The sequence below is a fragment of the Saccharospirillum sp. genome, from assembly GCF_040881935.1.
Taxonomy (GTDB): domain Bacteria; phylum Pseudomonadota; class Gammaproteobacteria; order Pseudomonadales; family Natronospirillaceae; genus Saccharospirillum.
This window is the reverse complement of record NZ_JBBECH010000017.1, coordinates 22,034-44,847: the sequence shown is the minus strand read 5'-3', so window position 1 is coordinate 44,847 and position 22,814 is coordinate 22,034. Positions and strand designations below refer to the sequence as shown.

The following is a 22,814-nucleotide window of genomic DNA, read 5'->3' as shown; positions in this document are numbered from 1 at the left end:
TTCTTGAAAGTAGTTCAGTGCCGCCCAATTGATAGCCCACCTTACAAAAATGCACAGGATGGAACGCAGCGTCACGCCATTGGTACGATGGTGCTGTATCAAATACAGGAGAGACCCGGGCGATGAAACTGGAAACGGATCGGAATTACGGTGAAGGTGGGGTGCTCTATGGGCTGCATCGGAAAGAGTACTACGGCACTGACACTGACCCGGCATAGTCAACCCGGGCAGTGTCGGACCAGGGCTCAGCGTCCCTGAGTGCCCGTTAAATGATGAGTGACGTCGCCAACATACAGCACCGGCGATGCATCAATGTCTGACGCTTGCATTAGCTCAGCCAGCTTCTGTACGCTCGACAGCAGCATGGTCTGCTCCCACTCCGGTAGCTGATCGAATTTCTCGACGAAACTCTCCTGCAACGGGCTGGGTGCATCCTCTACCACTTTTTTGCCTTCCTCGGTCAACTGCGCATGCACCCGGCGACGATCTACCTCGCTGCGCACTCGCCGCACCAGATCCCGCTTTTCCAGCCGATCCAGAATGGTCGTCACAGTGGCCTGGCTCAGGTTGACGTCTTTGGCGACGGTGCCAATGGTCACGTCGCCCAGCTTGCTGATCGCCATCAGGATCAACAGCTGTGGCGACGTCAGCCCGCTGTGTTTGCTTAATTGCTTCGAATGAATGTCTGTGGCGCGGATTATCCGTCGCAGTGACACCAGTACTTCATCCACTCGTTTCATTGTCTGGTCCTTTACCCACGGTGTTTGGTCGCCCATCAGGGCCAGATTATATCGCATGATAAAAGGTTCGTCCTCTAATGAAACAATTTTGAGACGCTATATAGATTAGCCTCTTTACCCATTACATCACAAGTTAAATTTTAGAAAGCGAAAGGTTTCTTAATTCCATACGGCCATCTTGCTTGATTTATAGGGGCATACCTGTGTTAAAATGATTCGCATACTAAATATTAGATACATAATGAACGTTCAGCCCGGCCCGCCGCAGGGTCGCCAAACGAGGTGAACAACTGACGATGAGCATCACATTGAGAACGCCCCGGTCCGACGAAGGTCTGGCCGTTCACAGGCTGGTAGAGCAAAGCCCGCCACTGGACACCAATTCGCTGTACTGCAACTTGTTGCAGACCACGCATTTCGGCGACACCGCCGTGGCAGCGGAGTTGGACGGGGAGCTGGTAGGGTTTGTATCCGGTTATATAAAGCCGGGCAGCCCGGATACCTACTTTTTGTGGCAGGTGGTCGTTGGTGAAGCCGCGCGGGGCAAGGGTCTGGCTAAAAAAATGATCCAGAGTCTGATGTCGCGTGACTCTATGGCGGCCGTCAGTTGGCTTGAAACCACCATTACACCGGATAACGAGCCATCCCAGCGGTTGTTCAAGTCCCTGGCCCGGGAGTGGGAAGCCGAGCTCGAGGTCAGCGTTTTGTTCGATAAAGAGCAGCATTTTGGCGGCAAGCACACATCCGAGGAGCTGTACCGCATTGGGCCCATCCGTCGTTGAGGCACGCGGCCCGATTCAGTTCCAACACCTTTTTAGCTAGATTGTTTATCTAACCCTTTTTGAATTCACAGAATTGGAGACACAACATGGATATTTTTAACCAGGTTGAATCACAAGTTCGTTCGTACTGCCGTTCATTCCCGACCGTGTTCACCACGGCCAAGAATGCGCGCCTGACCAACCGCGAAGGCCAGTCCTACATCGATTTTCTGGCTGGCGCCGGTACGTTGAATTATGGCCACAACAACGATCTGCTGAAAAAGCCGCTGATCGACTACATCGCCAGCGATGGCGTAACGCACGGCCTGGATATGTACACCGATGCCAAAGAGCGCTTCCTGCAAGCGTTTCAGGACATCATCATGGCGCCGCGCGGCATGAGCTATAAAGTTCAGTTCACCGGCCCGACCGGTACCAACGCTGTGGAAGTGGCATTGAAAATTGCCCGTAAGGCCAAGGGCCGTGCCGGTATCGTATCGTTCACCAACGGTTATCATGGTTGTACCCTGGGTGCCCAGGCCGTGACGGGTAACAAAGGCCAGCGTGGTGGTGCCGGTGTATCACTGGGCGATGTAACACGTATCCCTTACGACAATTACGGTCATGAAGGCGATGACTTCATGGGCCTGAAACTGCTCGACCAAATGCTGACCGACCCCGGCAGTGGTATTGAAGTACCGGCCGCCGTTATCGTCGAAACCGTTCAGGGTGAAGGCGGTCTGAATGCCGCCCGCATGGATTGGTTGCAAGAGCTGGAAAGCCTGTGCCGCAAGCACGACATGCTGTTCATCATCGATGATATTCAGGCTGGCTGTGGCCGTACTGGTACCTTCTTTAGCTTTGAACCGGCCGGTGTGAAGCCAGACATCGTAACGCTGTCGAAATCACTCTCTGGTTATGGCTTGCCGTTTGCGGTGACCCTGATGCGCCCCGAGCTGGACCAGTGGGAACCCGGTGAGCACAACGGCACTTTCCGCGGTAACAACCTGGCCTTCGTAACCGCCCGGGTTGCGCTGGAAGAATACTGGAAAGACAACGCCTTTGAAGGTGAGATTGCCAAGCGCGCTGACATACTTGAGACACGCTTCACCGACATCATCAAGCGGTTCGGTGAAACTGACATGCATCTGAAAGGCCGTGGCATGATGCGCGGCATCGCCGTCGCCGATGGAGACATTGCCGATGCGATCTGCAAAGAAGCCTTTGCCAATGGCCTGATTGTGGAAACCAGTGGCCCCTGGGGTGAAGTGGTTAAATGCCTGTGCCCGCTGACCATTCCGCTGGACGATCTGAACAAGGGTATCGATATTCTTGAGTCGGCCTTCGCCAAGGTATTGCCTGAGGCCAGCGCAAAAGCCAGCTAATGTGATACTAAGCATTTTGTTGCGCAAGCGTCTGCCTTCGGGCGGGGCGTTTGCGAAAACACTCGCTTGCCGTCTGGCAGGCCTAAAGGAGAATTTTATATGATTGTACGTACTCTGGACGAATGCCGTAAATCCGATCGCCGTGTAGCCAGTGATACCTGGGAAAGCGTGCGCATGTCGCTGAAAGACGATGGTATGGGCTTTTCATTTCACATCACCACCATCTATGCCGACACCGAAACTCCGATTCACTACAAGAATCACCTGGAGTCGGTGTACTGCATTTCCGGTGAAGGCTCTATTCTGGATAAGGCCACTGGCATTGAACATGACATCAAGCCGGGCACCATCTACATTCTCGACAAGCATGACGACCACATTCTGAAGGCCAGGAAAGAACTGCAGCTGGCCTGCGCCTTCAACCCGCCGTTGAACGGCAAGGAAACTCACGGACCGGATGGTGCCTACCCGCTTGAAGCGGATGCAGTGACCGACTGACGTCCCATAATTAGAGAAGCCTGCCAACGAGCAGGCTTCCAAGACCGATTTCGAGCGCTGGGTGTCAGCAATCAGCGCCCGAAGTCGGTTTTACGTTCGACCCATATCAGATTAAGTTGAAATAGGGCACCGCCGTCGGCGGGCAATCAATACAGTGTAATCAGGGTCAGCCAGACCGAGCGCGGTATGAAGACACCGCAGGTTAATCGGTCCGGTTAGATCTCAGGAGGTTCTAGGTTAATGGCACAGCATACTGTCGAGAAAATCGGTGGGACATCGATGAACGACTACGTCGCAGTGCGCGATAATATTGTACAAATTCACCGCGACCCGGAAACGCTCTACCAGCGCATCTTTGTGGTTTCGGCTTACGGCGGCATCACCAATCTGCTGCTGGAGCATAAGAAGAGCAAGGAACCCGGCGTCTACGCCCTGTTCGCCAACGACGATTCCGACTGGGAATGGAGCGAACGCCTCACCGACGCGGCCAAGGCGATGCGTGAAGTGAATGCCCGCATGTTCGAAATGCCGCACTCACGCAAGCAGGCCGACCAGTTCATCACCGAACGCATGGAAGGCATTCGCAGCTGTCTGCTCGACTTGCAACGGGTCTGTTCTTTTGGTCATTTCCAGATTGAAGAGCACCTGGCCACCGTGCGTGAAATGCTGGCCGGTGTCGGTGAAGCTCATAGTGCCTTTAACACCGCCCTGTTGCTGCAGGCCGAAGGCATCAATGCCCGCTTTGTCGACCTGACCGGCTGGCGCGAGCCGGATAACCTGATGATGGACGAAAAAATCCATAAAACGTTCAGCCGGTTTGACCTCACCCAGGAAATGCCGATTGTGACCGGCTATACCCAGTGCAAGGAAGGTCTGATGAAGACCTTCGACCGGGGTTACAGCGAGATCACCTTCAGCAAGGTCGCCGAGCTGACAGACGCCCGCGAGGCGGTTATCCACAAGGAATACCACCTGTCGACGGCTGACCCGAAAGTGGTCGGCGCCGATAAGGTCATGCCCATTGGACGCACCAACTACGATGTGGCAGACCAGCTATCGCTGATCGGGATGGAAGCCATTCACCCCAAAGCAGCCAAGGGCCTACGCCAGAAAGGCATTGCGTTGCGGGTCAAGAACACCTTCGAGCCAGACCACGACGGTACGCTGATCACCAACGACTACCGCAGTGAAAAACCGTGCGTCGAAATTGTGGCCGGCAAGCCGCATATTTTTGCACTGGATGTGTTCGATCAGGACATGGTCGGCGAGCCGAACCAGTTCCTCGAGATCCAGAAGCTGGTGCAGGACTTCGAAGTGCCGATGCTGGCCAAAGAGCACAATGCCAACACCGTCACCATGTATCTCGATACCGGCCTTAAGGTGATCAAGCGCATTAAATCCCGCTTGGAGCGTTACTACCCGGGGGCGGATATTTCCAGCCGCAAGATCTCCATGGTCTCGGTTATTGGCAGTGATATGAACGTGCCGGGCATTCTGGCGCGCATCAGTCAGTCGCTGGCCGACAACAACATCAGCGTGCTGGCGATCCATCAGGGCATGCGACAGGTAGACATTCGTCTTGTTGTCGAGGACGATCAGTATGAGGCGGCACTGAAACTGCTGCATGAAACGCTGATCGAACCGAACAAACAGGACAAAAGCCAATGCGTAGCCTGACTGGGCTAATCTCCCTGCTCATCATCTCGGTGCTGGCCCTGCCAGCCTGGGGTGAACCCGCTGACCGGCTGCCTTCGGCAGCCGACACCTACTCTGAAGACGACGTCGTTGAAGCCATCGAAGAACTCGACGGGGCCATGTACAGCCCCTTTATTGAACGCTACCTGCTGGACGAAGTACGCCAGCTGCGGCTCGATATGGCCAACTTCCGGGTTGAATACTCCGACAAGCTCAATGCCAAACAACTGGAGCTGGCGACCCAGTCGGTCACCTACTCCATCGATACCGTTACCTATTTCTTCTACCTGATCGCCGGTGTGACCTCACTGTTAGTGGTCGTTGGCTACGCCAATATTCGTGACATCAAGGAAAAAGCCCACACCTATGCGGACCGCGAAGTGTCCAAGCTGGTGGCCTCCTATGAGAAGCGACTGAAAGCACTGGAGCGTAACCTGAAGCAGAAGTCTCAGGTGATTGAAGAAAACCGGGAAGAGATTGAGAAGACCAACGAAATTCATTCGTTGTGGCTGCGCGCCAGCCAGGAAACCAACCCGCACAGCAAGATCCAGATGTACGATCAGATTCTCATCCTGCGTCCGTTCGACACTGAGGCGTTGACCTACAAAGCCGATGCGGCGCTGGAAATCGATGAAACCAAATGGGCGATCAATCTGAGCCAGCAAGCCCTCGATATCGATCCGGATCACGCCCACGCCTACTACCAAATGGCCTGCGCGTACGCCCAGAGTGATGAACCAACGGTGGCCATGGAGTTCCTGGAGAAAGCGATCAACCTGACCCCGTCGTATCGCGATGAGGCGAAAACAGATGATTCATTTAAGGATCTGCGTCGTAATGCCGAGTTTAAGGCGCTAACGACTGATTCTGCGATTTAAAGATCGCCACACACCTGGTTACGACCTGCGTATTTGGCCATGGCCAGGCGCTGGTCGGTCTTGAACACCAGTTGCTCGAGCGACAGGCCCGGTTGCCATTCAATCACCCCGGCACTCAGTGTCAGCGTACGCTTGATGCCCGGTACCCGGGTTTCACTGAAGCGCTGGCGCAACCGGTCGAGTGTGCTGATGCCAGCGTCGATGCCGGTTTCAGGCATCAGCACCATAAATTCTTCCTCACCGTAACGGGCGCTGATGTCGGCGTCGCGCAGCTCTTCCTGAATCAGGTCGCTCAGGGTACTCAGCACGCTGTCAGCGAGGCTGTGGCCATAGGTGTCGTTAACGCTTTTGAAGTGATCGAGATCGATCAGGGCAATGCAGAATCGTGACCGGTAGCGTTTGGCCAGTGCATTTAACTGGCCCAGTTCATCAAGAATATAGCGCCGGTTAAACAACCCGGTCAGTCCATCCCGGGTGCGAGCCTGCTCCAGCGCTTGTTGATGGTTCCTGACATTCTGCTGTAACCGCTGTTCAGCGCTGATGTCCTGAACAACGACAAGCACCTGGGATTCAGCCATCAGCGTGACCGGTATGGCCGTCAGGCGCAGCCAGTGCCGTTCGCCATTGCGACGCAAAGTCTGTACGTGAGACAGCGGCCGGTCTTCCTGCAGAGCCTGCTGCAGTATGCATTCGTGTTGCACACCGGCATCGGATTCGTCTGGCTCAAACAGGTCTCCCGGTTGAGGCATGGGTTGGCCGGGCTGAGGGGCGAAGCCGAACAGGGTCTCGGCCAGTTTATTGTGAGACAGAATGTTCAATTGCCTATCCAGCAGCAGGAAGCCGCTCAGAGTGGCGTCGAACACTTCGGTATAGTGATGCACCAGAGTACTCAGGAACTGCGTGCGCTGGTCGGCATGGGGCAGTTGTTGATAGTGAGTGATCCAGTTATCCATAGCAGCCGTTCAAGGTCGGACGTGTTATTACAGTATAGCTAAAACGAAAGATTTCGCTGCTTTGACCTGCCTCTCAAAATCAGACACTCTATGGGGGTATGCTATATGGGGCCTTCGGGCTCGCTTCGCTCATGCTAAAACGCTCCTGGCGTTTAAGTCCATGCTGCGGGGGCCACCCCCGACATCCGTCACTGACGGGTTCGGCAACCTTGAATAACGTACTTGAGTTCGTAGTAATCAAGAGATAAGGAGTCTCTATGAAAACGTTGTGGACAATTCCGGTTTTGGTAATGGGTGTGGCTTCCGCTACCCAGGCCGCAACCACGATTTACGGTTCAGCGAATGCCAATACCTATGTGTATAACGACGATGGCGGTACCAGCCTGGGCATTGATGGCAGCTTGTCCCATTTTGGGTTTCGTGGCGATAGCGCAATATCTCCCTCATTGACTGCCATATTTGATGCTCGATTTTATTCCGATTTTGTTGAAGCATTACAGGCCGATGACTCTAATCAGTTTGCACAAGGGTACCCTCAAGTATTGAGGGGCCATGTTGGCCTCGAAGGTGATTTCGGCACCGTGCGTATTTTTGGCGGGCCAACGCCCATGACCAAGACCCAGTCTTATCTGAACCTGATGGACGAAGACCCCATCAATTTTGGGTTGATACTAGGCGATGGCATCTTGGCAACGCCCGCTGATTTGCCAACCGGTGCCAAGTTCAAGGGTTATAACACCGGTATTAACTTTACCAGCAACGACCTGGGCAATGGCCTGAGTTTCGATGGTGCCGTATTGCCAGCACAGGAGAATGACCCCAACGGTGAGACAGGTATTTCACTGGCGGCGACCATGGCTCAGCAGGCCTTCAGTGTGTCTGGGGCCTTTGAAGTGAACGGATCCAACTCCAACTCCCAGCTGTTCCGCCTGGTGGGCGAGTATTATTTGAACGACATCATCGTTGGCGGTTTGTTGCAGTTTGCGGGTAATGCAGACGCGGATCTCAATGGCACCAGCTTTCTCGGTTTTGCCGAACTGCCGCTGGACATAACGCCTTGGCAGAGCCGTCTGCGGTTAACCGGGGGATATGCAGCCCAGGAGGACGATGCCGAGACGATTGAAGAGTCGCAGGTCATGTTGGCCGCCATGCATGAAATTCGTTTCAGCAATACGGTCAGTGCCTATAATTTCGCCGAGATGTTTTTACCGGAAGAGAGCGCTGGTAATACCAGCCGCTTTGGAACCGGTTTGAAAATCGGGTTTTAATTGAGGCAGGTGCTGTGCCCTCTAGCCTTTTCGACAGGCTCGGGGGGCACATCCACATCCGGTGGCTGACACGGTTTCTGGCAGCGAACCCTGGGTTACTTGAACACAGCCACCGTCAACACCCGCCACTGGGCTTCCCAGTCCTGGGTGGGTTGGCGTTTGAACTCGCTGCGTACGAATTGATTGATGCGCCCTTCCGCGACGCTGAGCAGCAGGTTGGCGGTCTGGGTGGCGGTCATTTCGGTGCGCAGGCCTTCGCGTAATTCGGCTTCGCGCAGAATCTGTTTGATCTGGGTTTCCAGGCGGTCGAACACCTGGGCCACCCGGGAGCGCAGTCGTTCCACCTCACCGGCCAGAGCATCGCCGATCAAAATGCGGCACATGCCCGGGTTGCGTTCGGCGAAGTGCAACAACAGGGTTAACACCGCTTCGCACTGGGCCACGGCCCGGCTTTCTTCCTGCAGGATACGACTGACGCGTGAAAACAGCGTCTCCTCAATAAACTCGATCAGCCCTTCAAACATCTTCGCCTTGCTCGGGAAGTGTCGGTACAAGGCCGCTTCCGAAACGCCGACGGCCTTGGCCAGGCGTGCCGTGGTGATGGTTTTGCCCGGGCTGGTTTCCAGCATGTGAGCCAGTGCTTGCAGGATCTGATCGCGACGCGACAACCCTTCCTGAGTGGTACTTTCGGTCATGAGGGTTCCATCTGCGTCTGCTCGAGGATTTCGGCGTTGTTGGTAATCAGCGTGCCGACGCCCTCATTCGAAAAGATTTCCAGCAGCGTTGCGTGCGCTACCCGGCCGTCGATGATGTGGGCGCTGGTGACGCCGTTGTGAATCGCCTCCAGAGCGCACTGGATTTTCGGCAGCATGCCACCGTAGATGGTGCCATCGGCGATCAATGCATCCACCTGTTCGGTGCTCAGGCCAGTGAGCACCTGGCCTTCCTTGTTCTGCAGTCCGCTGATGTTGGTTAGCAGAATCAGTTTTTCGGCGCCCATCACTTCGGCCAGTTTGCCCGCAACAAGGTCGGCATTGATGTTGTAGGAGGCACCGTCTTTGCCGACACCAATGGGCGCCACGACAGGAATGTAGCCGCCTTCGGTCATCAGTTCTATCAGTCGGGTATCAACCTTGTCGACTTCGCCGACATGGCCGATGTCGATGATTTCTGAGGTATCCAGATCCGGTGTTTTGCGGGTGACCTTGAGTTTGCGCGCCTGAATGGTATGGCCATCCTTGCCGGTAATGCCGAAGGCCTTGCCGCCGGCCTGGTTGATCAGGTTCACAATGTCTTTATTGACCAGGCCGCCGAGTACCATTTCTACCACGTCCATGGTTTCACTGGTGGTGACGCGCATGCCATTGACGAATTTGCTTTCGATATTCAGCTTGGTCAGCAACTCGCCGATTTGGGGGCCACCACCGTGTACGACCACCGGGTTAATGCCCACGGTTTTGAGCAGCACGATGTCACGGGCGAAGCTGGCTTTGAGCACTTCGTCGACCATGGCATTGCCGCCGTACTTGATGATCACAGTGGCGCCCTGGAACTTCTGCAAATAGGGCAGGGCTTCGTGCAGGACGTTTACAAAATTCAAAGCGGTTTTACGATCGAGCGGCATGATAAGACCTACTGATGACTGTCTGCACGGTGATGACAGGAAAAAAATGAGTCTGTCTGGCTGACTGCACCCCAATACCGGCATGGCGTGCCAGCCAGGGTCCTTTAGGCTACCCGCCGGGTAACTCTGGGTGCCCGGCTCTTTCCAGCAAACGCGGCATTAAAAAGGAATCTGTAACTGGCTGTCAACGGCTTGTAGTTGCGAGCGGAAGGCATCCTGAATGCGAGACAGAGCCTGACCGGTATCGGCTCCGAACCGGCACACCAGTGTTGACGTGGTGTTCGAAGCGCGTACCAGGCCCCAGCCATCCGGGAAATCGACCCGCAAACCATCGATGTCGGTAATTTGGCCACCGGAAAAGGCGGCATTGCGTTGCAACTGCTCGACGATGTGGAGCTTGCGATCATCGGGCGCTGAAATAGCCATTTCCGGGGTGTTGATGTCTTCCGGGAAGCTGTCAAAGAGTGCATCCAGGCTATCACCGCGGGCAGATATGATCTCCAGCAGGCGACAGGCCGTGTAAAGCGCATCGTCAAAACCGTACCAGCGTTCCTTGTAGAAGATATGCCCGCTCATCTCGCCGGCCAGCAGCGCATTGGTTTCTTTCATTTTGCGCTTGATGTGGGTGTGACCGGTCTTCCACATCAACGGCTTGCCGCCGTAACCGGCTATCAGCTCCTGTAGACGACGGCTGCATTTGACATCGTAAATAACGGTCGCGCCCGGGTTGCGGGTGATGAGGTCTTTGGCCAGCAGCATCAGCAAGCGGTCGGCCGGAATGATCTTGCCCGAGTTGGTGACCAGTCCGATGCGATCGCCGCCGCCATCAAAGGCGAAGCCAATGTCGGCTCGGGTTTCAATAACCGTGCGAGAGAGGTCCTGCAGATTTTTGGGATCGCTCGGGTCCGGTTGGTGGTTCGGGAAGTTGCCATCAACGTCACAATACAGCGGCAATACGTGGCACCCCAGCGACTTGATCAGTTTGGGTGCAATGTTGCCTGCAACGCCGTTGCCACCGTCGATCACGACCTTGAGCGGGCGAGAGACTTTAACGTCTTCGGTGATCCGGTTGATGTAATTCGCCGAGATCTCGTTGTTGTCGGTGCTGCCGTTGCCACTGTGGAAACGTTCTTCTTCGATGCGCCGGTGTAATCCCAGAATCTCGTCGGTCGCTAGGGTGTTGCCAGCCAGCACAATTTTAAAACCGTTGTAATTGCTCGGGTTGTGGCTGCCGGTCACCATGACACAGGACGTAGTGCCCAGAGTATGAGTGGCGAAGTAGGCCAATGGCGTTGGCACCACGCCGATGTCGATGACATCGCGCCCGCTGGCAACCAGACCGCCGATCAGGGCCTGGCTCAGCTCCGGACTCGACAGTCGACCGTCGCGGGCTACTACTACTGTTTGTTCGCCCCGATCGAGCGCTTCGCTGCCAATGGCCAGGCCGATTTTTCGGGCGATCTCGCTGTCGAGGGTTTCACCCATAATGCCGCGAATGTCGTCAGCGCGGAATAGGTCGGCGGACACTGGAGAGCTATGAGCCATAGGTGTCGGTGCTGGAGAATCCATCCCAAGGATATCGTCGTCGCCTTCAAGCATGTTGACCTCGAAATCGTCGTCGGCTTCTTTGGCCGGTGGCGGCGCTGGTGCTGTAAAACCTGAGGCCGGCCCGCCCTGGACCGGTGCGGCAGGTGAGGCGGGCCGGTTGCCCTTGCCCATGCGCAGCCGGTTAACGCTTTTGGCCAGGGTGTTAAACAGCCCCAGGCGATAAGGCTGATGGTCGACTGACTGATTGCTCAGCACACGCTGAATAAAACGTACAAACAGATTTACGTCGTGACGCATGGCGGCCTGCAGGAGACTGGCAGCGACCAGCTGCGAGGCGAGTGCGATCACGAAAATCAGGCCGAAGGTTGCCCACAGGTTGGTGGCGGCAAAGACGGTCGATTGCGCAAGCTCGTCGGAAGGCTGGAAGGTTAGCGACCAGTTCGGGTGATCTGAACGCAGGGTGCTTACCCGGTTCGAGGTTTTCACGCCGTAGGTCAGTAACGTTTGTTGTCCACCGCCCTGAAATTGTTGCACGACCACCACATTGCCCTGGGTACTGTCGATGCCATTCAGCGACTCTTCGAGGTAATTCATGTCCTGGCTGACACTCAGCGTGCCGATCAGATTACCATTGCCATCACGCACCGCGATGACCGAATGCAAGTAGGGCTCTCCGTCCAGCTGGTGGGCTTCCCAGGGCAAGTTTTGCCCTTGTTCTGTACGCCGAATCATGTCCAAGCCTGCGAAGGCCAGCGGCGGTGAGGCGTTGGGCTGCTGTGAGGCCTCTCCCGGTGGGAACAGATGCACTGCAAGGCCGTGAGGCAAGTTATTGACCAGACGTGCTTCGGCGTTGTCCAGCTCTGCCCGGCTGGCGTCTTGCAACAGATCGGTTAACTGGTCACCGCTGGCGAGCCGCTGCATTAACGTTCGGTGCTGGTTCAATGCATTATTGAAGTAGGCTTCGTATTGCTCACCGACCTGACTGATCAGTTGCTGCTGATGGGTTTCGTTCACCGGGTCAATGGCCTGGTTGATGGCCCACCAGGCCGCCGCCCCGATTGACAGGGCGATGGCCACCATGGGCACCATAAAATAGGTGAATACGCTGCGATTGGCCGCATTGCCTGAGGTGCTCGGGGTCGACTTCTCACTGGTTTTGGGTTTGTTCTTCTTGCCGAGTAACGCCACAGACAATTCCTTAAAGAGGATTGTTGAATACATCGTGCTTTTGAGCCGCACACCGCCCTGGCCCGCTGTCGGGTACAGTGATGGTAACGAGTTCAGTGGTAGTACCGAGTACAATGATCATACCGGGGCAGTGACCGCTCACTTCATTCAGCTACTTTAGCCCAAGCTCAGTGACAGGTTAAGCCTTGTCGCACAATTCAGACTAATGTCGACCGGTGTGACCGAAACCACCCGCCCCACGATCGGTCTCCTCAAAGCTGTCTACCCACTGGAAATCGGCCTGCACCACCGGTACCAACACCAACTGGGCAATGCGCTCTCCCGGTTCCACGGTGAACGAGGCTGAGCCGCGGTTCCAGCAAGAGACCATCAATTCACCCTGATAGTCGCTGTCGATCAACCCCACCAAGTTGCCCAGCACAATCCCGTGTTTGTGGCCAAGGCCCGAACGCGGCAGGATCATGGCCGCGTAAGCCGGGTCTTCGACGTAAATGGCCAGGCCCGTGCCGATCAGTTCGGTTTGACCCGGTTGCAGCGTCAGGGCTTCATCCAGGCAGGCTCTCAAATCAAGCCCCGCTGAACCTTCGGTACCGTAATGCGGCAATGGCAGGGTATCGCCCAGGCGGGCATCGAGTTTTTTGATTTTTAGCGGTTTTTTCATCGGTGTTCGGGATTCCACGTATTGGGTTGTAAAGAGGAGTGTCAGGGCGCAATGGCCGCGATAATAAAACGCGCGACGGCGCTTTTCGAGGCAGGTCCAAAAGCTTCCGGCTGGCCTGGTCCAACCAGCAGAATTTCATTCTGGTCGCTGCCGAAGGCAATGTCAGTGCGTGACACGTCGTTAGCCACGACCCAGTCGACCTGTTTGTGGGTCAGCTTGGTCCGGGCATAGTGTTCAACATCCTGGGTCTCGGCGGCAAAGGCGATAACGCAGGCAGGCCGCTGCGGGTGTTGGGCAACGCTGGCGATGATGTCCGGGTTCTGCACCAGGTGCAGGGTCAGCTGTTCCGAGCCGGGAACCTTCTTCAGTTTCTGGGTCGCGGCCTCAACCGGCCGGTAGTCCGCCACGGCGGCCGTGCCGATAAACACATCAACATCTCCCAGCTCACCGAGAGCGGCCTCATACATCTGTTGGGCGCTGATCACATCGATTCGGCTGACCCGGTCTGGTGTCGGCAGGTTTACCGGTCCGGCGATCAAAGTCACCCGGGCGCCCGCCTCGGCTGCGGCTTGCGCCAATGCAAAACCCATTTTGCCACTGCTGTGATTACTCAGGTAGCGTACCGGGTCCAGCGCCTCGCGGGTCGGACCGGCGGTGATCACCACCCGCTTGCCCGTCAGGCTGCCGCTGTGAAACAAACCACCGGCGAGTTCGGCCAGGTTGCGCGGCTCCAACATGCGACCCGGACCGACATCGCCACAGGCCTGCTGACCGGCGTCAGGCCCGAACCAGGCGAGCGACGGATACAGCTGTTGCAGTGTGGCGACATTGGCCTGAGTGGCGGCGTTCAACCACATTTTCTCGTTCATCGCCGGCGCCAGTGCCCGTTGCGCCGTAGTGGCCAGGCACAGTGTTGTCAGCAGGTCGTGGCCAGAGCCTGCGGCCAGGTGGGCGATAAAATCGGCGGTGGCCGGAGCGACCAGTAACAGATCGGCCCAGCGCGCCAGCTCGATGTGGCCCATGCCCATCTCGGCGGCCTCATCGAGCAGCGAGTGATGCACCGGATGGCCACTGAGCGCCTGCAACGTCAGCGGGGTGATGAATTCGCGGGCGGCGTCGGTCATCACCACGCGCACTTCGGCATTGGCCCGAACCAGCTCGCGCACCAGCTCTGCGGCCTTGTAGGCCGCGATACCGCCAGTAATACCGACTATGACTCGCTTACCGGCCAGGGTATCCAGATTTGGGGTTTGCATGACTGCGCTCTGCCACTCAAAATAGAGCGCAAGAATACCATAAGGGATTGGTGTTCATCACAGCGAAGCGGGTGACAGTTCGTTTGATGCCCTGTTTCGTACCCCGGCAGACAAGGGTGTCTGCCTGAAAAAGGATGTAACCATGTCAATAAAGGACTGGCCGGCTTCAGACCGGCCGCGAGAAAAACTGCTACAACGCGGGGCCAGCGCCCTGACCGATGCTGAATTGCTGGCCATCTTCCTGCGCACGGGTCTACCCGGCGTCAGTGCCGTTGATCTGGCGCGCCAGCTGCTGACCGATTACGGCAGTCTGGGCACTTTGTTGGCGGCCGATCAGGCTCGTTTCTGCCAGGGCAAGGGGCTGGGGGCGGCCAAGTTTGTGCAATTGCAGGCCGTGCTGGAAATGAGCCGGCGCTATTTGCTGGATGACCTGAAAGCCTCGCCGTCGCTCACCTCTCCGGGCGATACCCGCCAATACTTGCTGGCGCAGATGCGAGGTTTGCCCCACGAGGTATTCGCCTGCATCTGGCTCGATAATCAGCATCGGGTGCTGCAATACGAGCCGTTGTTCAGCGGTACCATAGACGGCGCAGCGGTATACCCGCGCGAAGTGGTGCGTACCGCGCTGAAGCACAATGCAGCGGCGGTGATTCTGGCGCACAACCACCCCAGCGGTGTCGCCGAACCCAGCCAGGCTGATCGGCAAATCACCGATCGCCTGGTCGAATCGTTGCGGGCCATTGATGTACGGGTACTGGATCATATGGTCGTTGGCGCGGGTGTTGTGGTCAGCTTTGCCGAGCGTGGCTGGATCTAAAGGGGTCATGTTCTTGGATTCGCAACCGTCTAGCGACGGGTAGTAGGGCTGCTTCTGCGGGGGTATCTGAGGCATGGACTAAAACGCCAGGAGCGTTTTAGCACGAGCGCAGCGAGCCCGAAGGGTGAATCCCATGGATGGGATTCATATCCCGAAGTTAAGCCTACATGGAAGTATTTACGGCGCCCCCGCAGAAGTAGCCCTGCTGCCCGTCGCGGGTTCAGGGCGTTGCAGCCAATGTAAACTCCGGGGCCTGGGAGGCGGCCAATACCTGTTTCGATCATTTATTCGCCGCTTTCTCTTGAGCTTGGAGGCGTGTTCTGGTATAAATCGCGCCTCATTTTATCCGGGCCCCGGATTAACAGTGTGGATCGGGGGTTAGAAGCGACCGAACCAAACCATGTCGGGGGGTCGATCGGTTTATGTTAAACCTCGGTGGCACCGAAGAATCGGAGGCGATTAATAATGTCCAGAGTTTGCCAAGTTACAGGAAAGCGTCCTGTAACCGGGAACAATGTTTCCCACTCACATGTCAAAACCAAGCGTCGGTTCCTGCCGAACCTGCACACTCACCGTTTTTGGGTTGAGGGTGAGAAGCGTTTTGTAAAACTGCGTGTCTCTTCAAAGGGCATGCGCATCATCGACAAGAAGGGCATCGAGGCCGTATTGGCTGACGTACGTGCCCGTGGCGACAAGATTTAAGGAGCCGAACCATGCGTGACAAGATCAAGTTGGTATCCAGCGCTGGCACTGGCTACTTCTACACCACAGACAAGAACAAGCGTACAACCCCCGACAAACTGGAATTCAAAAAGTTTGACCCGGTCGTTCGCAAGCACGTCATGTTCAAAGAAGCCAAAATCAAGTAAGTTTGGCGACACTGAACGAAAAAAGCCCGGGCACTGACCCGGGCTTTTTTGTGGCTGTAAACAAGTGTTAGCTGATCTCTTTTGACGATCGCACGACCTGGCTGACGATGCCATAGTCGATGGCTTCACCGGTGGTCAGCCAGCGGTCACGTTCGATGTCGGTGCGTACGCGCTCAATCGGCTGGCCGGTGGCATTGGCGATGATCTGTGCCAGGCGTTCGCGCATACGGATGATCTGCTCGGCCTGAATCGCGATATCGCTGGCCTGGCCACCGACACCACCCGATGGCTGGTGAATCAGGAAGCGGGTGTTGGGCAGGCAGTAGCGGTCTTCCTTGTCGGCGGCGAGGAAAATGTGGGTGCCGGCGCTGGCGACATAACCTGTGCCAATCACTTTTACCCGGGCATCCACGTATTGAATCATGTCGTGAATGCTGTCGCCGGCTTCGACATGGCCACCCTGGCTGTTGATGAACAAATGAATGTCTTCATTGGACTCATCGGCCATGGCCAGCAACTGACCAATTACCCGTTTCGCCATGGCCTGGTTGATTTCTTCACAGATGACCAGCTTGCGGGATTTGATCAGACGATCGGCGACCGGATCGAAACTGCGGTCTTCTTCTTCTTTTTTCATGGTGATCTCCTAAAAATGGACGTCCGGATAGTGTGGATTATCCGGTTGGTAATAAAGCGCCGGGTTACCTGTGTTCAGCCGCTTCAACTTGTTCAGTCAGGCTGAGCCACTGATGCTCCAGATCGTCGACTTTCTGGCGACCGTCTACCTGAGCTTGCAAGGCTTTCTGTAAAGCAGCCTTCTGGTCTTCCTGATACAAGGTGGTGTCGGCGAGCAAGGCTTCAAGCTCGGTCAGTTTGGTTTGTGCGGTTTCGAGCTCGGTTTCCACCTTTTTTAGCTGACGCAGCAGAGGTTTCAGGCGCTCCCGCTCCGCCGCTTTTTGTTGGCGCTGGGCTTTCTTGTCTGCACCCGTTGCCGCTTTTGTGTTCGCTGTCGAATGTCCCTGGAGTTTATCGGGTTGTTTCAACAGGGTCTGGAAGTAGTCCTCAAGATCGCCACTGTATTCGGTGACGCCACCGCCATTAACCCACCAGAAGGTGTCGGCCGTGTTGTTCAGCAGGTAGCGGTCGTGCGACACCAGAACTACGGCACCGTCATATTGCTGCAAGGCAAAGTTCAGCGAGTCCCGCACTTCGAGATCCAGGTGGTTGGTTGGCTCATCGAGCAACAGTACGTTGGGTTTTTGCCAGGCGATCAGCGCCAGAGCCACGCGCGCTTTCTCGCCCCCGGAAAACTGCCCGACCGGTTCATCCGCACGTTCGCCAGCGAAGCCAAAGCGGCCAATGAAATTGCGGAATGCTTGTTCACGCACGGTTGGATCGAGCCGGCGCAAATGTTCCATCGGGCTGGCCAGGCTGTCGAGCGATTCCAACTGGTGCTGCGCAAAGTAGCCGATGCGCAAATGCTGGCCGCGCACCATCTCGCCGCTCTGTGGCTGTAAGGTGCCCGCCAGCGCCTTGACCAGCGTTGACTTGCCAGCCCCGTTTAACCCGAGTAGGCCGACCCGCATACCAGGGTGCAGGGTCAGTTCAACGTTGCTGATGACCGTGTGGTCGCCGTAGCCGAGGCTGACTTCACTGAGGCTGAGTAACGGGTCGGATACCTTGTCGTAGCAGGGGATGGTCAGGTCATAGCCGTTGTCGATATGGGCCGGGGCCGATAAGGTCATCTTCTCCAGCATTTTGACCCGGCTCTGTGCTTGCTTGGCTTTGGTAGCCTGGGCTCTGAACCGGTCGACAAAGGATTGTATTTCAGCGACTCGCGCCTGCTGTTTCTCGTATTGAGCCTGTTGCAGCCGCAGCCGTTCACTGCGCTGTCGTTCAAACTGACTGTAGTTGCCGCGATACAGGGTCAGTTGTTGTTGCTCCAGGCTGAGCACCTGAGTCGCCACCCCGTCCATGAAGTCCCGGTCGTGTGAAATGAACAGCAGGGTGCCCGGGTAGCGCTGCAGCCAGCGTTCCAGCCAATAGCAGGTGTGTAGGTCGAGGTGGTTGGTCGGTTCGTCGAGCAACAACAGATCGGCCGGTGACATCAGCGCCCGGGCCAGATTAAGCCGAACCCGCCAGCCACCCGAGAAGTCCGAAACCGGCCGGGTGAAGTCGGTGACCACAAAGCCCAGCCCCATCAGCAACTGTTCGGCTTCAGACTGTTTTTCAAACGCCTTGTAGGTATCGAGCGCGCCCAGTGCATGGGCGACTCTGTCGTCATTGTCGGCGGTTTGAGCGGCGGCGAGTTCGGCTTCCAGTTCGCGCAGGTGGCCATCACCGTCGAGTACGAAATCGAGTGCCTGACGCGCGACAGCATCGACTTCCTGAGCCATATGGGCAACGCGCCAGTTGGCGGGCACCCGGGCGATGCCACCATCGAGGCTTTGGTCGCCCTGAAGCACCTGGAACAGAGTCGATTTGCCGCTGCCATTGGCGCCAATAACGGCAATGCGCTCGCCCGGGTACAGGGTTGCTGACGCGTCTTCCAGCAACGGTTTGCCACCGCGCTGCAATTGAATATTGGATAAAGTAATCATGGCGCGGAGTTTACCAATGCGCTGTGATACTGTCTCTGATTACTGACTCCGAACCGACGATTCATGGCCATGCCTGAGACACCTGTTCACACACCGACAGAAAAGGACCGGACAACGGATCTCTGGTCGTTTGCGCTGCGCTGTTATTCCGTTGAGCAGACGACCCTGTTGGGCTTGCAAGCGTCGGCACGATTGCACATTAACGATGCGTTGTTTGCCGCTTATGCCCGGGCCCACCGAGTCTCTGTGGATGCCGGGCGCTGGCAGCAAGTCAGGACGGATCGCCCACGACGGTTGTTGCTCCGCGTGCGCCGGATTCGACAGCGTTTACAACGGTCTGACCCGACCCGAAGCAGAGTTCTGGAATGGGAGTTGGATCTGGAGCGCTGGGATCTGGCGCGTCTGGCCAGCTGCCTTGTTGGGTTCGATGGAGATGGCGGTAATAACGCCCGCATGGCCGCGGTGCTGAGTGAACAATGTGATCTGTCGGCTGATGAGGTAGATGGCTTGCTGGATAGATTGCTGCGCAGCGCGCAACGGGAGCCAAACTAACCACACTGGTGATTGGTTTGGCTCTTCAGGGCTGTTCGACAGGTTAAGGACGACGGGTAACAGAATGGACGGTGCGACGTGTCCGTTCTGTTACCAGGAAGCAAATCAGGCGTCCTTTTTCGGATCGAACAGGCTGCGACCTTCATCAGAAGGTACGGTGTTGACCAGCGGCTGCTTGGGGGCCGAGGCGGGCTTGTCGGCCGCGGGCGTGCTGGAACTGTTGCTATTGGCCGGGCTCGTTACCGGTGGGGCGCTCGGTGTCGCGGGGGTGGCGGTTGGAGCGGGTGCCGGTTTTGGCGCTGGCTGCGGTGCAGCAGCGGCGGGGCTTGGCGAAGCTGCCGCTTTTGGTGCAGCCGTTTCACGAGGTGCGGATTTTTTGGCGGCCGTTTTCTTGGCTGGCGCCTTCTTCACTGTACTTTTCGCTGTCGTTGCCTTGGCAGTGGTTGCCTTGGACGGTGCTTTCTTGGCAGCCGCTTTCTTAGGTGCGGCTTTTTTCGCGACCGTTTTCTTGGCAGTCACTTTTTTAGGCGCGGTCTTTTTAGCAGCGGTTTTTTTGGTCGGAGCCTTTTTGGCGGCGGTTTTTCTGGCTGGTGCTTTTTTGGCAACGGCTTTCTTCGCCGTGCTCTTCGCGGCCGGTGCTTTCTTGGCAGCAACTTTTTTAGCGGTTACTTTTTTTGCGGCGGCTTTCCTGGGCTTGGCTTTAGCCTTCTTTGCCTTGGCTTTGGCTGCTTTCGCCGCTTTTGCTGCGGCTTTTTTAGCGATGGCTGCGGCTTTCTTTGCTTCGGCTTTGTGTACTTTATCCAGCGCTTTATTCAGGGCGTCGGCTGCTTTCTTTTCATTGGCTGCTGCCTGGTAGGTGTCTTTGGCGGCGTCCAGCTGCAGTTTCAGCTCATCGGTTGCGGCCTTGGCGGCCTCGTAGGTGGCTTTGGCCTTTGCCAGCTGTTGCTTTGCAGTCTGGGTGGCACTGGTTCTGGCGCGCAGCGCAGCGGCCTGACGCTTTGCTTGTGCCGCCGCCAGTTTCTTGCGGGCGGCATCGAATTTCCTGTTGAGCTGATCGCGGGTTTTGGCGCTGTCGTTGACGGCTTTGTCCCGCATCTTCTCAAGTTCTTTTTGCAGTTTGCCGATTTCAGTCTTCAGTACATCAACCGGTGAGGTCATTGCTGCAGACGTCGTGCGCTTGGTGACGGTTTTACGCGTGGCCGCCATTTTGCGCGCTGGCGTTTTGCGAGTGGCTGCTTTCTTGGCAGTGCGTGTCTTCGGTGTCGCTTTCTTTTTGGCGGCGGCCATGAGTCTATCCCCTCAGTTGTTCTATGTGTTCCCGATTTCTGGCAGAAGCGGCACCGGACTCTACGCTCGATGACGGACTCCGGACAGGGTTTGTCGTGGAATCCGTTTTTGATCGTTCAAGCCCGACGAGCCGCTTCCATGTTGACTGGAAACGAACACCTGAAGCAGGCGCGTATCCGTCACTAATTTCTGCACTGTACTATTGTCAGCCACGATTGAAAATTCAAGCACTGAAGACGTTAATTATCGGTTTTTCGCGAAAAAAACGCGATAAAAGTGATTAAAGCAAAGGATTTGCTGATTACCGGTGCACCGCAAGCGGTTCTGTGTGGTAAATCCGGCTTCAGCTGTCGATCCAGTCGATCAATGCCTGCCAGTCGAGCAGATCATTATTCTGGGCGTTATCCAGATCGAACAACCCCAGGCCGTATTCGGATGCACGCACATAAAACTGGGTGTCACGGAAGGTGGTGATGAAAGGGATTTTTAAACTGCGTAGAAACAACTCCAGCTTTGAATAGACCAGGGTATTTTTTCGCGCCCGGTTAGCAACAACGGCGACCCGCTTGGGCGCGGTCCGGAAGACCGGGCACAGCAACAAATCTTTAATAAACAGGGTTGTGGCACGGATGTCGATGGGTGACGGTGTTACCGGAATGATGATGATATCGCATTCACGCACCAGTTCATTGAGCAGAGAGCCGGTCAGACCCGACGGTGTGTCGATAATGACTTTAGAGGTATCCGGCGGGATATTACGCAAATGAAAGGAGCGGGTGACCTGTGCGTTGGCATTGCGATAAGCGGCGACACCGTGAATGCGCGCTCGGTCGGGCTGTCGCGACTGCAACCATTGCGTTGCGGAACCTTGAGGGTCGTAGTCGATTAAAACGGCGGTTTCATTGCGGTTAGCGAACAGACTCGACAGATTGGTCGCAATAGTGGTCTTGCCACTGCCACCTTTGGCATTGGCGATCAGCATGCGGGTGGGTTGTGGGGCTGAAATGACCCGCGCTGTATTCTTGTTTTCATCCGAGGGATAAAACGACATCCTGTTACGCTACCCTACTGCTGATTAAACCATTCTCTGGTGTATGAGTGGCGAGAGGTCTATGCGTGCTGTAAACAGTGACAGACTTCACGAATAGACCACCAGGGCCATACCAATGACGTTTAAGTCATTGATTTCGGTAATAAAGCAATCTTCTCAATATTTGCTTTGGTTCAGAACGTGTACAAATATCCGTCAGATCCCAACGCCCATAGTCGTTCATTACGCTATCTCATATCAAGTATCGTTGCACTTTGGTAGGTGTTGCGCCAGAAACCACCGATTTGCCACAGTCCCGTCCGCTTGCCGGAAGCGATGTTGAACTGCAGTATGCGACGGTGCGTGCAGCGTGCATCGCCTGAGGCAGTGCCGGTACATCTGTTGCAGTGCAGGCTCAGCTATGGCGATTGACTGCCCTATTGATGGTATGCGGGTATGGCGGGCACTCAGGCAACCTGCTCTTTGTGAATGTTGTGCAGCCGCTCGATCATCTGATCTTCCATTTCAAAGCGTTCGGTCATGGCTTCACCCAAACTGGACAGATCGGTGGGTAAGTCGCTGACATGCTTGTTGGTGTGATCATGAGTGTCGTATTTGTCGTTGAAATCGACGATGACCTGAGTGGTGGTTTCTACTCTGGGGTACAGTTTGCGCGCCAGCTCAAGTCCGCCATCATCGAATTCTTTGGCTTCGCGCACCAGTTGTTCGTACACCTCGAAGTGACCCGCCGAGACATAGTCCATCAGCGCTTCGCAAAAGGCCTGTAACAGGGTGCTTTGTTGATCGGCAGCGGTGTCCGAGGAAATATCGAAGTAGCGTACCAGTGTTTCCTGACGCTGGCTGAGCCAACGGTCGATAATCTGGTGTGTGCCACCCCACCGCTCCTGGGCTGTTTTGCAATTCTCGAGCATGTGTAACTCCATTCAACCGTTAGTCGTTGCAGCGGCAACTGCTCCTGTTACTGAGAAACGGATATCGGGTGCAGGGTCTCCCGATATCAGGCCACTAATGTCATGTAACAAACTATAGGCCAGCGCTGCATTCGGAACAACAACAGCCTGAGTAAAGCTCATCTATACGAGAGCGACACAGAAACAATCCAGGCGCCTGCTCCGTACTATTTGTTCCGGGCTCCTTAATGTTCCAGCTTTGCGGTCGATAGTGACGTCAGTGATCGTGAGAA

Annotated in this window: 22 protein-coding genes; 10 read left to right on the top strand and 12 right to left on the bottom strand. The window is 56.0% G+C overall.

Annotation, left to right across the window (positions count from 1 at the left end):
* Positions 1-245 precede the first annotated feature (245 nt).
* A complete protein-coding gene (locus WEB54_RS01610; RefSeq protein WP_368052901.1) occupies positions 246-797 on the bottom strand; it encodes a MarR family winged helix-turn-helix transcriptional regulator in 552 nt (183 codons plus the stop codon).
* Between the two features lie 239 nt (positions 798-1,036).
* On the opposite strand from WEB54_RS01610, the gene ectA reads away from it, so the two are divergent.
* The 5 genes from ectA (at position 1,037) to WEB54_RS01585 (ending at position 5,957) form a co-directional block, all read left to right on the top strand.
* Positions 1,037-1,522 (top strand): diaminobutyrate acetyltransferase, encoded by a 486-nt coding sequence (gene ectA / locus WEB54_RS01605; RefSeq protein ID WP_368052900.1) that lies wholly within the window; start codon positions 1,037-1,039, stop codon positions 1,520-1,522.
* An 86-nt stretch (positions 1,523-1,608) separates the two neighbouring features.
* Positions 1,609-2,886 (top strand): diaminobutyrate--2-oxoglutarate transaminase, encoded by a 1,278-nt coding sequence (gene ectB, locus WEB54_RS01600; protein ID WP_368052899.1) that lies wholly within the window; start codon positions 1,609-1,611, stop codon positions 2,884-2,886.
* A gap of 99 nt (positions 2,887-2,985) precedes the next feature.
* A complete protein-coding gene (locus tag WEB54_RS01595; protein ID WP_368052898.1) occupies positions 2,986-3,384 on the top strand; it encodes an ectoine synthase in 399 nt (132 codons plus the stop codon).
* Positions 3,385-3,624: 240 nt separating this feature from the next.
* On the top strand, positions 3,625-5,061 hold the full coding sequence (locus WEB54_RS01590; RefSeq protein WP_368052897.1) for an aspartate kinase: 1,437 nt from the start codon (positions 3,625-3,627) through the stop codon (positions 5,059-5,061).
* Positions 5,049-5,957 (top strand): tetratricopeptide repeat protein, encoded by a 909-nt coding sequence (locus tag WEB54_RS01585; RefSeq protein WP_368052896.1) that lies wholly within the window; start codon positions 5,049-5,051, stop codon positions 5,955-5,957. Before WEB54_RS01590 ends, WEB54_RS01585 begins: the two co-directional genes overlap by 13 nt.
* Here the strand turns inward: WEB54_RS01585 and WEB54_RS01580 are convergent.
* The gene (locus WEB54_RS01580; RefSeq protein WP_368052895.1) at positions 5,954-6,910 is read right to left on the bottom strand and encodes a GGDEF domain-containing protein; all 957 of its coding nucleotides are present in this window, start codon (positions 6,908-6,910) and stop codon (positions 5,954-5,956) included. The two genes, WEB54_RS01585 and WEB54_RS01580, sit on opposite strands and share 4 nt — an antisense overlap.
* Positions 6,911-7,167: 257 nt before the next feature.
* Between WEB54_RS01580 and WEB54_RS01575 the strand changes: the two genes are divergently transcribed.
* Positions 7,168-8,178 (top strand): hypothetical protein, encoded by a 1,011-nt coding sequence (locus tag WEB54_RS01575; protein ID WP_368052894.1) that lies wholly within the window; start codon positions 7,168-7,170, stop codon positions 8,176-8,178.
* 95 nt (positions 8,179-8,273) lie between these two features.
* Here the strand turns inward: WEB54_RS01575 and slmA are convergent, their stop codons facing one another.
* The 5 genes from slmA to coaBC form a co-directional block, all read right to left on the bottom strand.
* Positions 8,274-8,873, bottom strand: a complete 600-nt coding sequence (gene slmA, locus WEB54_RS01570; RefSeq protein WP_368052893.1) for a nucleoid occlusion factor SlmA — start codon at positions 8,871-8,873, stop codon at positions 8,274-8,276.
* Entirely contained in the window at positions 8,870-9,802 is a 933-nt protein-coding gene (gene argB / locus WEB54_RS01565) for an acetylglutamate kinase (RefSeq protein ID WP_368052892.1), read from the bottom strand. The genes slmA and argB overlap by 4 nt, the downstream gene beginning before the upstream one ends.
* Before the next feature lie 159 nt (positions 9,803-9,961).
* The gene (locus WEB54_RS01560; RefSeq protein ID WP_368052891.1) at positions 9,962-12,538 is read right to left on the bottom strand and encodes a phosphomannomutase/phosphoglucomutase; all 2,577 of its coding nucleotides are present in this window, start codon (positions 12,536-12,538) and stop codon (positions 9,962-9,964) included.
* A 202-nt stretch (positions 12,539-12,740) separates the two neighbouring features.
* A complete protein-coding gene (gene dut, locus WEB54_RS01555) occupies positions 12,741-13,199 on the bottom strand; it encodes a dUTP diphosphatase (RefSeq protein ID WP_368052890.1) in 459 nt (152 codons plus the stop codon).
* A 41-nt stretch (positions 13,200-13,240) separates the two neighbouring features.
* A complete protein-coding gene (gene coaBC / locus WEB54_RS01550; RefSeq protein WP_368052889.1) occupies positions 13,241-14,455 on the bottom strand; it encodes a bifunctional phosphopantothenoylcysteine decarboxylase/phosphopantothenate--cysteine ligase CoaBC in 1,215 nt (404 codons plus the stop codon).
* Positions 14,456-14,597: 142 nt separating this feature from the next.
* On the opposite strand from coaBC, the gene radC reads away from it, so the two are divergent.
* From radC to rpmG, 3 genes are all read left to right on the top strand, one after another.
* A complete protein-coding gene (gene radC / locus WEB54_RS01545) occupies positions 14,598-15,272 on the top strand; it encodes a DNA repair protein RadC (RefSeq protein ID WP_368052888.1) in 675 nt (224 codons plus the stop codon).
* Between the two features lie 465 nt (positions 15,273-15,737).
* Complete coding sequence (gene rpmB / locus WEB54_RS01540; RefSeq protein WP_028670254.1) at positions 15,738-15,974, top strand: 50S ribosomal protein L28; 237 nt, start codon at positions 15,738-15,740, stop codon at positions 15,972-15,974.
* A gap of 11 nt (positions 15,975-15,985) precedes the next feature.
* Positions 15,986-16,141, top strand: a complete 156-nt coding sequence (gene rpmG, locus WEB54_RS01535; protein ID WP_368052887.1) for a 50S ribosomal protein L33 — start codon at positions 15,986-15,988, stop codon at positions 16,139-16,141.
* A 67-nt stretch (positions 16,142-16,208) separates the two neighbouring features.
* Here the strand turns inward: rpmG and WEB54_RS01530 are convergent, their stop codons facing one another.
* Both WEB54_RS01530 and WEB54_RS01525 read right to left on the bottom strand, forming a co-directional pair.
* Complete coding sequence (locus WEB54_RS01530; RefSeq protein ID WP_368052886.1) at positions 16,209-16,778, bottom strand: ATP-dependent Clp protease proteolytic subunit; 570 nt, start codon at positions 16,776-16,778, stop codon at positions 16,209-16,211.
* A 64-nt stretch (positions 16,779-16,842) separates the two neighbouring features.
* On the bottom strand, positions 16,843-18,741 hold the full coding sequence (locus tag WEB54_RS01525; RefSeq protein WP_368052885.1) for an ABC-F family ATP-binding cassette domain-containing protein: 1,899 nt from the start codon (positions 18,739-18,741) through the stop codon (positions 16,843-16,845).
* Between the two features lie 69 nt (positions 18,742-18,810).
* Here WEB54_RS01525 and WEB54_RS01520 point away from each other — a divergent pair, with 69 nt between their 5' ends.
* The gene (locus WEB54_RS01520) at positions 18,811-19,293 is read left to right on the top strand and encodes a DUF2390 domain-containing protein (protein WP_368052884.1); all 483 of its coding nucleotides are present in this window, start codon (positions 18,811-18,813) and stop codon (positions 19,291-19,293) included.
* A gap of 105 nt (positions 19,294-19,398) precedes the next feature.
* Here WEB54_RS01520 and WEB54_RS01515 read toward each other — a convergent pair whose 3' ends face one another.
* From WEB54_RS01515 to rsd, 3 genes are all read right to left on the bottom strand, one after another.
* A complete protein-coding gene (locus tag WEB54_RS01515; RefSeq protein ID WP_368052883.1) occupies positions 19,399-20,580 on the bottom strand; it encodes a histone H1-like repetitive region-containing protein in 1,182 nt (393 codons plus the stop codon).
* 343 nt (positions 20,581-20,923) lie between these two features.
* Positions 20,924-21,631, bottom strand: a complete 708-nt coding sequence (locus tag WEB54_RS01510; protein WP_368052882.1) for an AAA family ATPase — start codon at positions 21,629-21,631, stop codon at positions 20,924-20,926.
* 446 nt (positions 21,632-22,077) lie between these two features.
* Positions 22,078-22,542 carry a sigma D regulator gene (gene rsd, locus WEB54_RS01505; RefSeq protein ID WP_368052881.1) on the bottom strand — a complete coding sequence of 155 codons (465 nt, stop codon included), beginning with the start codon at positions 22,540-22,542 and terminating at the stop codon, positions 22,078-22,080.
* Positions 22,543-22,814: the final 272 nt, after the last annotated feature.

Excerpts from the sequence above, each read along its gene's own strand:
- WEB54_RS01510 (WP_368052882.1), bottom strand. The coding sequence starts at position 21,631 with ATGTCGTTTTATCCCTCGGATGAAAACAAGAATACAGCGCGGGTCATT.
- slmA (WP_368052893.1), bottom strand. The coding sequence starts at position 8,873 with ATGACCGAAAGTACCACTCAGGAAGGGTTGTCGCGTCGCGATCAGATC.
- WEB54_RS01575 (WP_368052894.1), top strand. The coding sequence starts at position 7,168 with ATGAAAACGTTGTGGACAATTCCGGTTTTGGTAATGGGTGTGGCTTCC.
- ectB (WP_368052899.1), top strand. The coding sequence starts at position 1,609 with ATGGATATTTTTAACCAGGTTGAATCACAAGTTCGTTCGTACTGCCGT.
- WEB54_RS01525 (WP_368052885.1), bottom strand. The coding sequence starts at position 18,741 with ATGATTACTTTATCCAATATTCAATTGCAGCGCGGTGGCAAACCGTTG.
- WEB54_RS01515 (WP_368052883.1), bottom strand. The coding sequence starts at position 20,580 with ATGGCCGCCGCCAAAAAGAAAGCGACACCGAAGACACGCACTGCCAAG.
- ectA (WP_368052900.1), top strand. The coding sequence starts at position 1,037 with ATGAGCATCACATTGAGAACGCCCCGGTCCGACGAAGGTCTGGCCGTT.
- coaBC (WP_368052889.1), bottom strand. The coding sequence starts at position 14,455 with ATGCAAACCCCAAATCTGGATACCCTGGCCGGTAAGCGAGTCATAGTC.
- WEB54_RS01585 (WP_368052896.1), top strand. The coding sequence starts at position 5,049 with ATGCGTAGCCTGACTGGGCTAATCTCCCTGCTCATCATCTCGGTGCTG.
- rsd (WP_368052881.1), bottom strand. The coding sequence starts at position 22,542 with ATGCTCGAGAATTGCAAAACAGCCCAGGAGCGGTGGGGTGGCACACAC.
- WEB54_RS01595 (WP_368052898.1), top strand. The coding sequence starts at position 2,986 with ATGATTGTACGTACTCTGGACGAATGCCGTAAATCCGATCGCCGTGTA.
- rpmG (WP_368052887.1), top strand. The coding sequence starts at position 15,986 with ATGCGTGACAAGATCAAGTTGGTATCCAGCGCTGGCACTGGCTACTTC.
- WEB54_RS01580 (WP_368052895.1), bottom strand. The coding sequence starts at position 6,910 with ATGGATAACTGGATCACTCACTATCAACAACTGCCCCATGCCGACCAG.
- dut (WP_368052890.1), bottom strand. The coding sequence starts at position 13,199 with ATGAAAAAACCGCTAAAAATCAAAAAACTCGATGCCCGCCTGGGCGAT.
- WEB54_RS01520 (WP_368052884.1), top strand. The coding sequence starts at position 18,811 with ATGCCTGAGACACCTGTTCACACACCGACAGAAAAGGACCGGACAACG.
- WEB54_RS01590 (WP_368052897.1), top strand. The coding sequence starts at position 3,625 with ATGGCACAGCATACTGTCGAGAAAATCGGTGGGACATCGATGAACGAC.
- WEB54_RS01530 (WP_368052886.1), bottom strand. The coding sequence starts at position 16,778 with ATGAAAAAAGAAGAAGAAGACCGCAGTTTCGATCCGGTCGCCGATCGT.
- radC (WP_368052888.1), top strand. The coding sequence starts at position 14,598 with ATGTCAATAAAGGACTGGCCGGCTTCAGACCGGCCGCGAGAAAAACTG.
- WEB54_RS01610 (WP_368052901.1), bottom strand. The coding sequence starts at position 797 with ATGCGATATAATCTGGCCCTGATGGGCGACCAAACACCGTGGGTAAAG.
- argB (WP_368052892.1), bottom strand. The coding sequence starts at position 9,802 with ATGCCGCTCGATCGTAAAACCGCTTTGAATTTTGTAAACGTCCTGCAC.
- rpmB (WP_028670254.1), top strand. The coding sequence starts at position 15,738 with ATGTCCAGAGTTTGCCAAGTTACAGGAAAGCGTCCTGTAACCGGGAAC.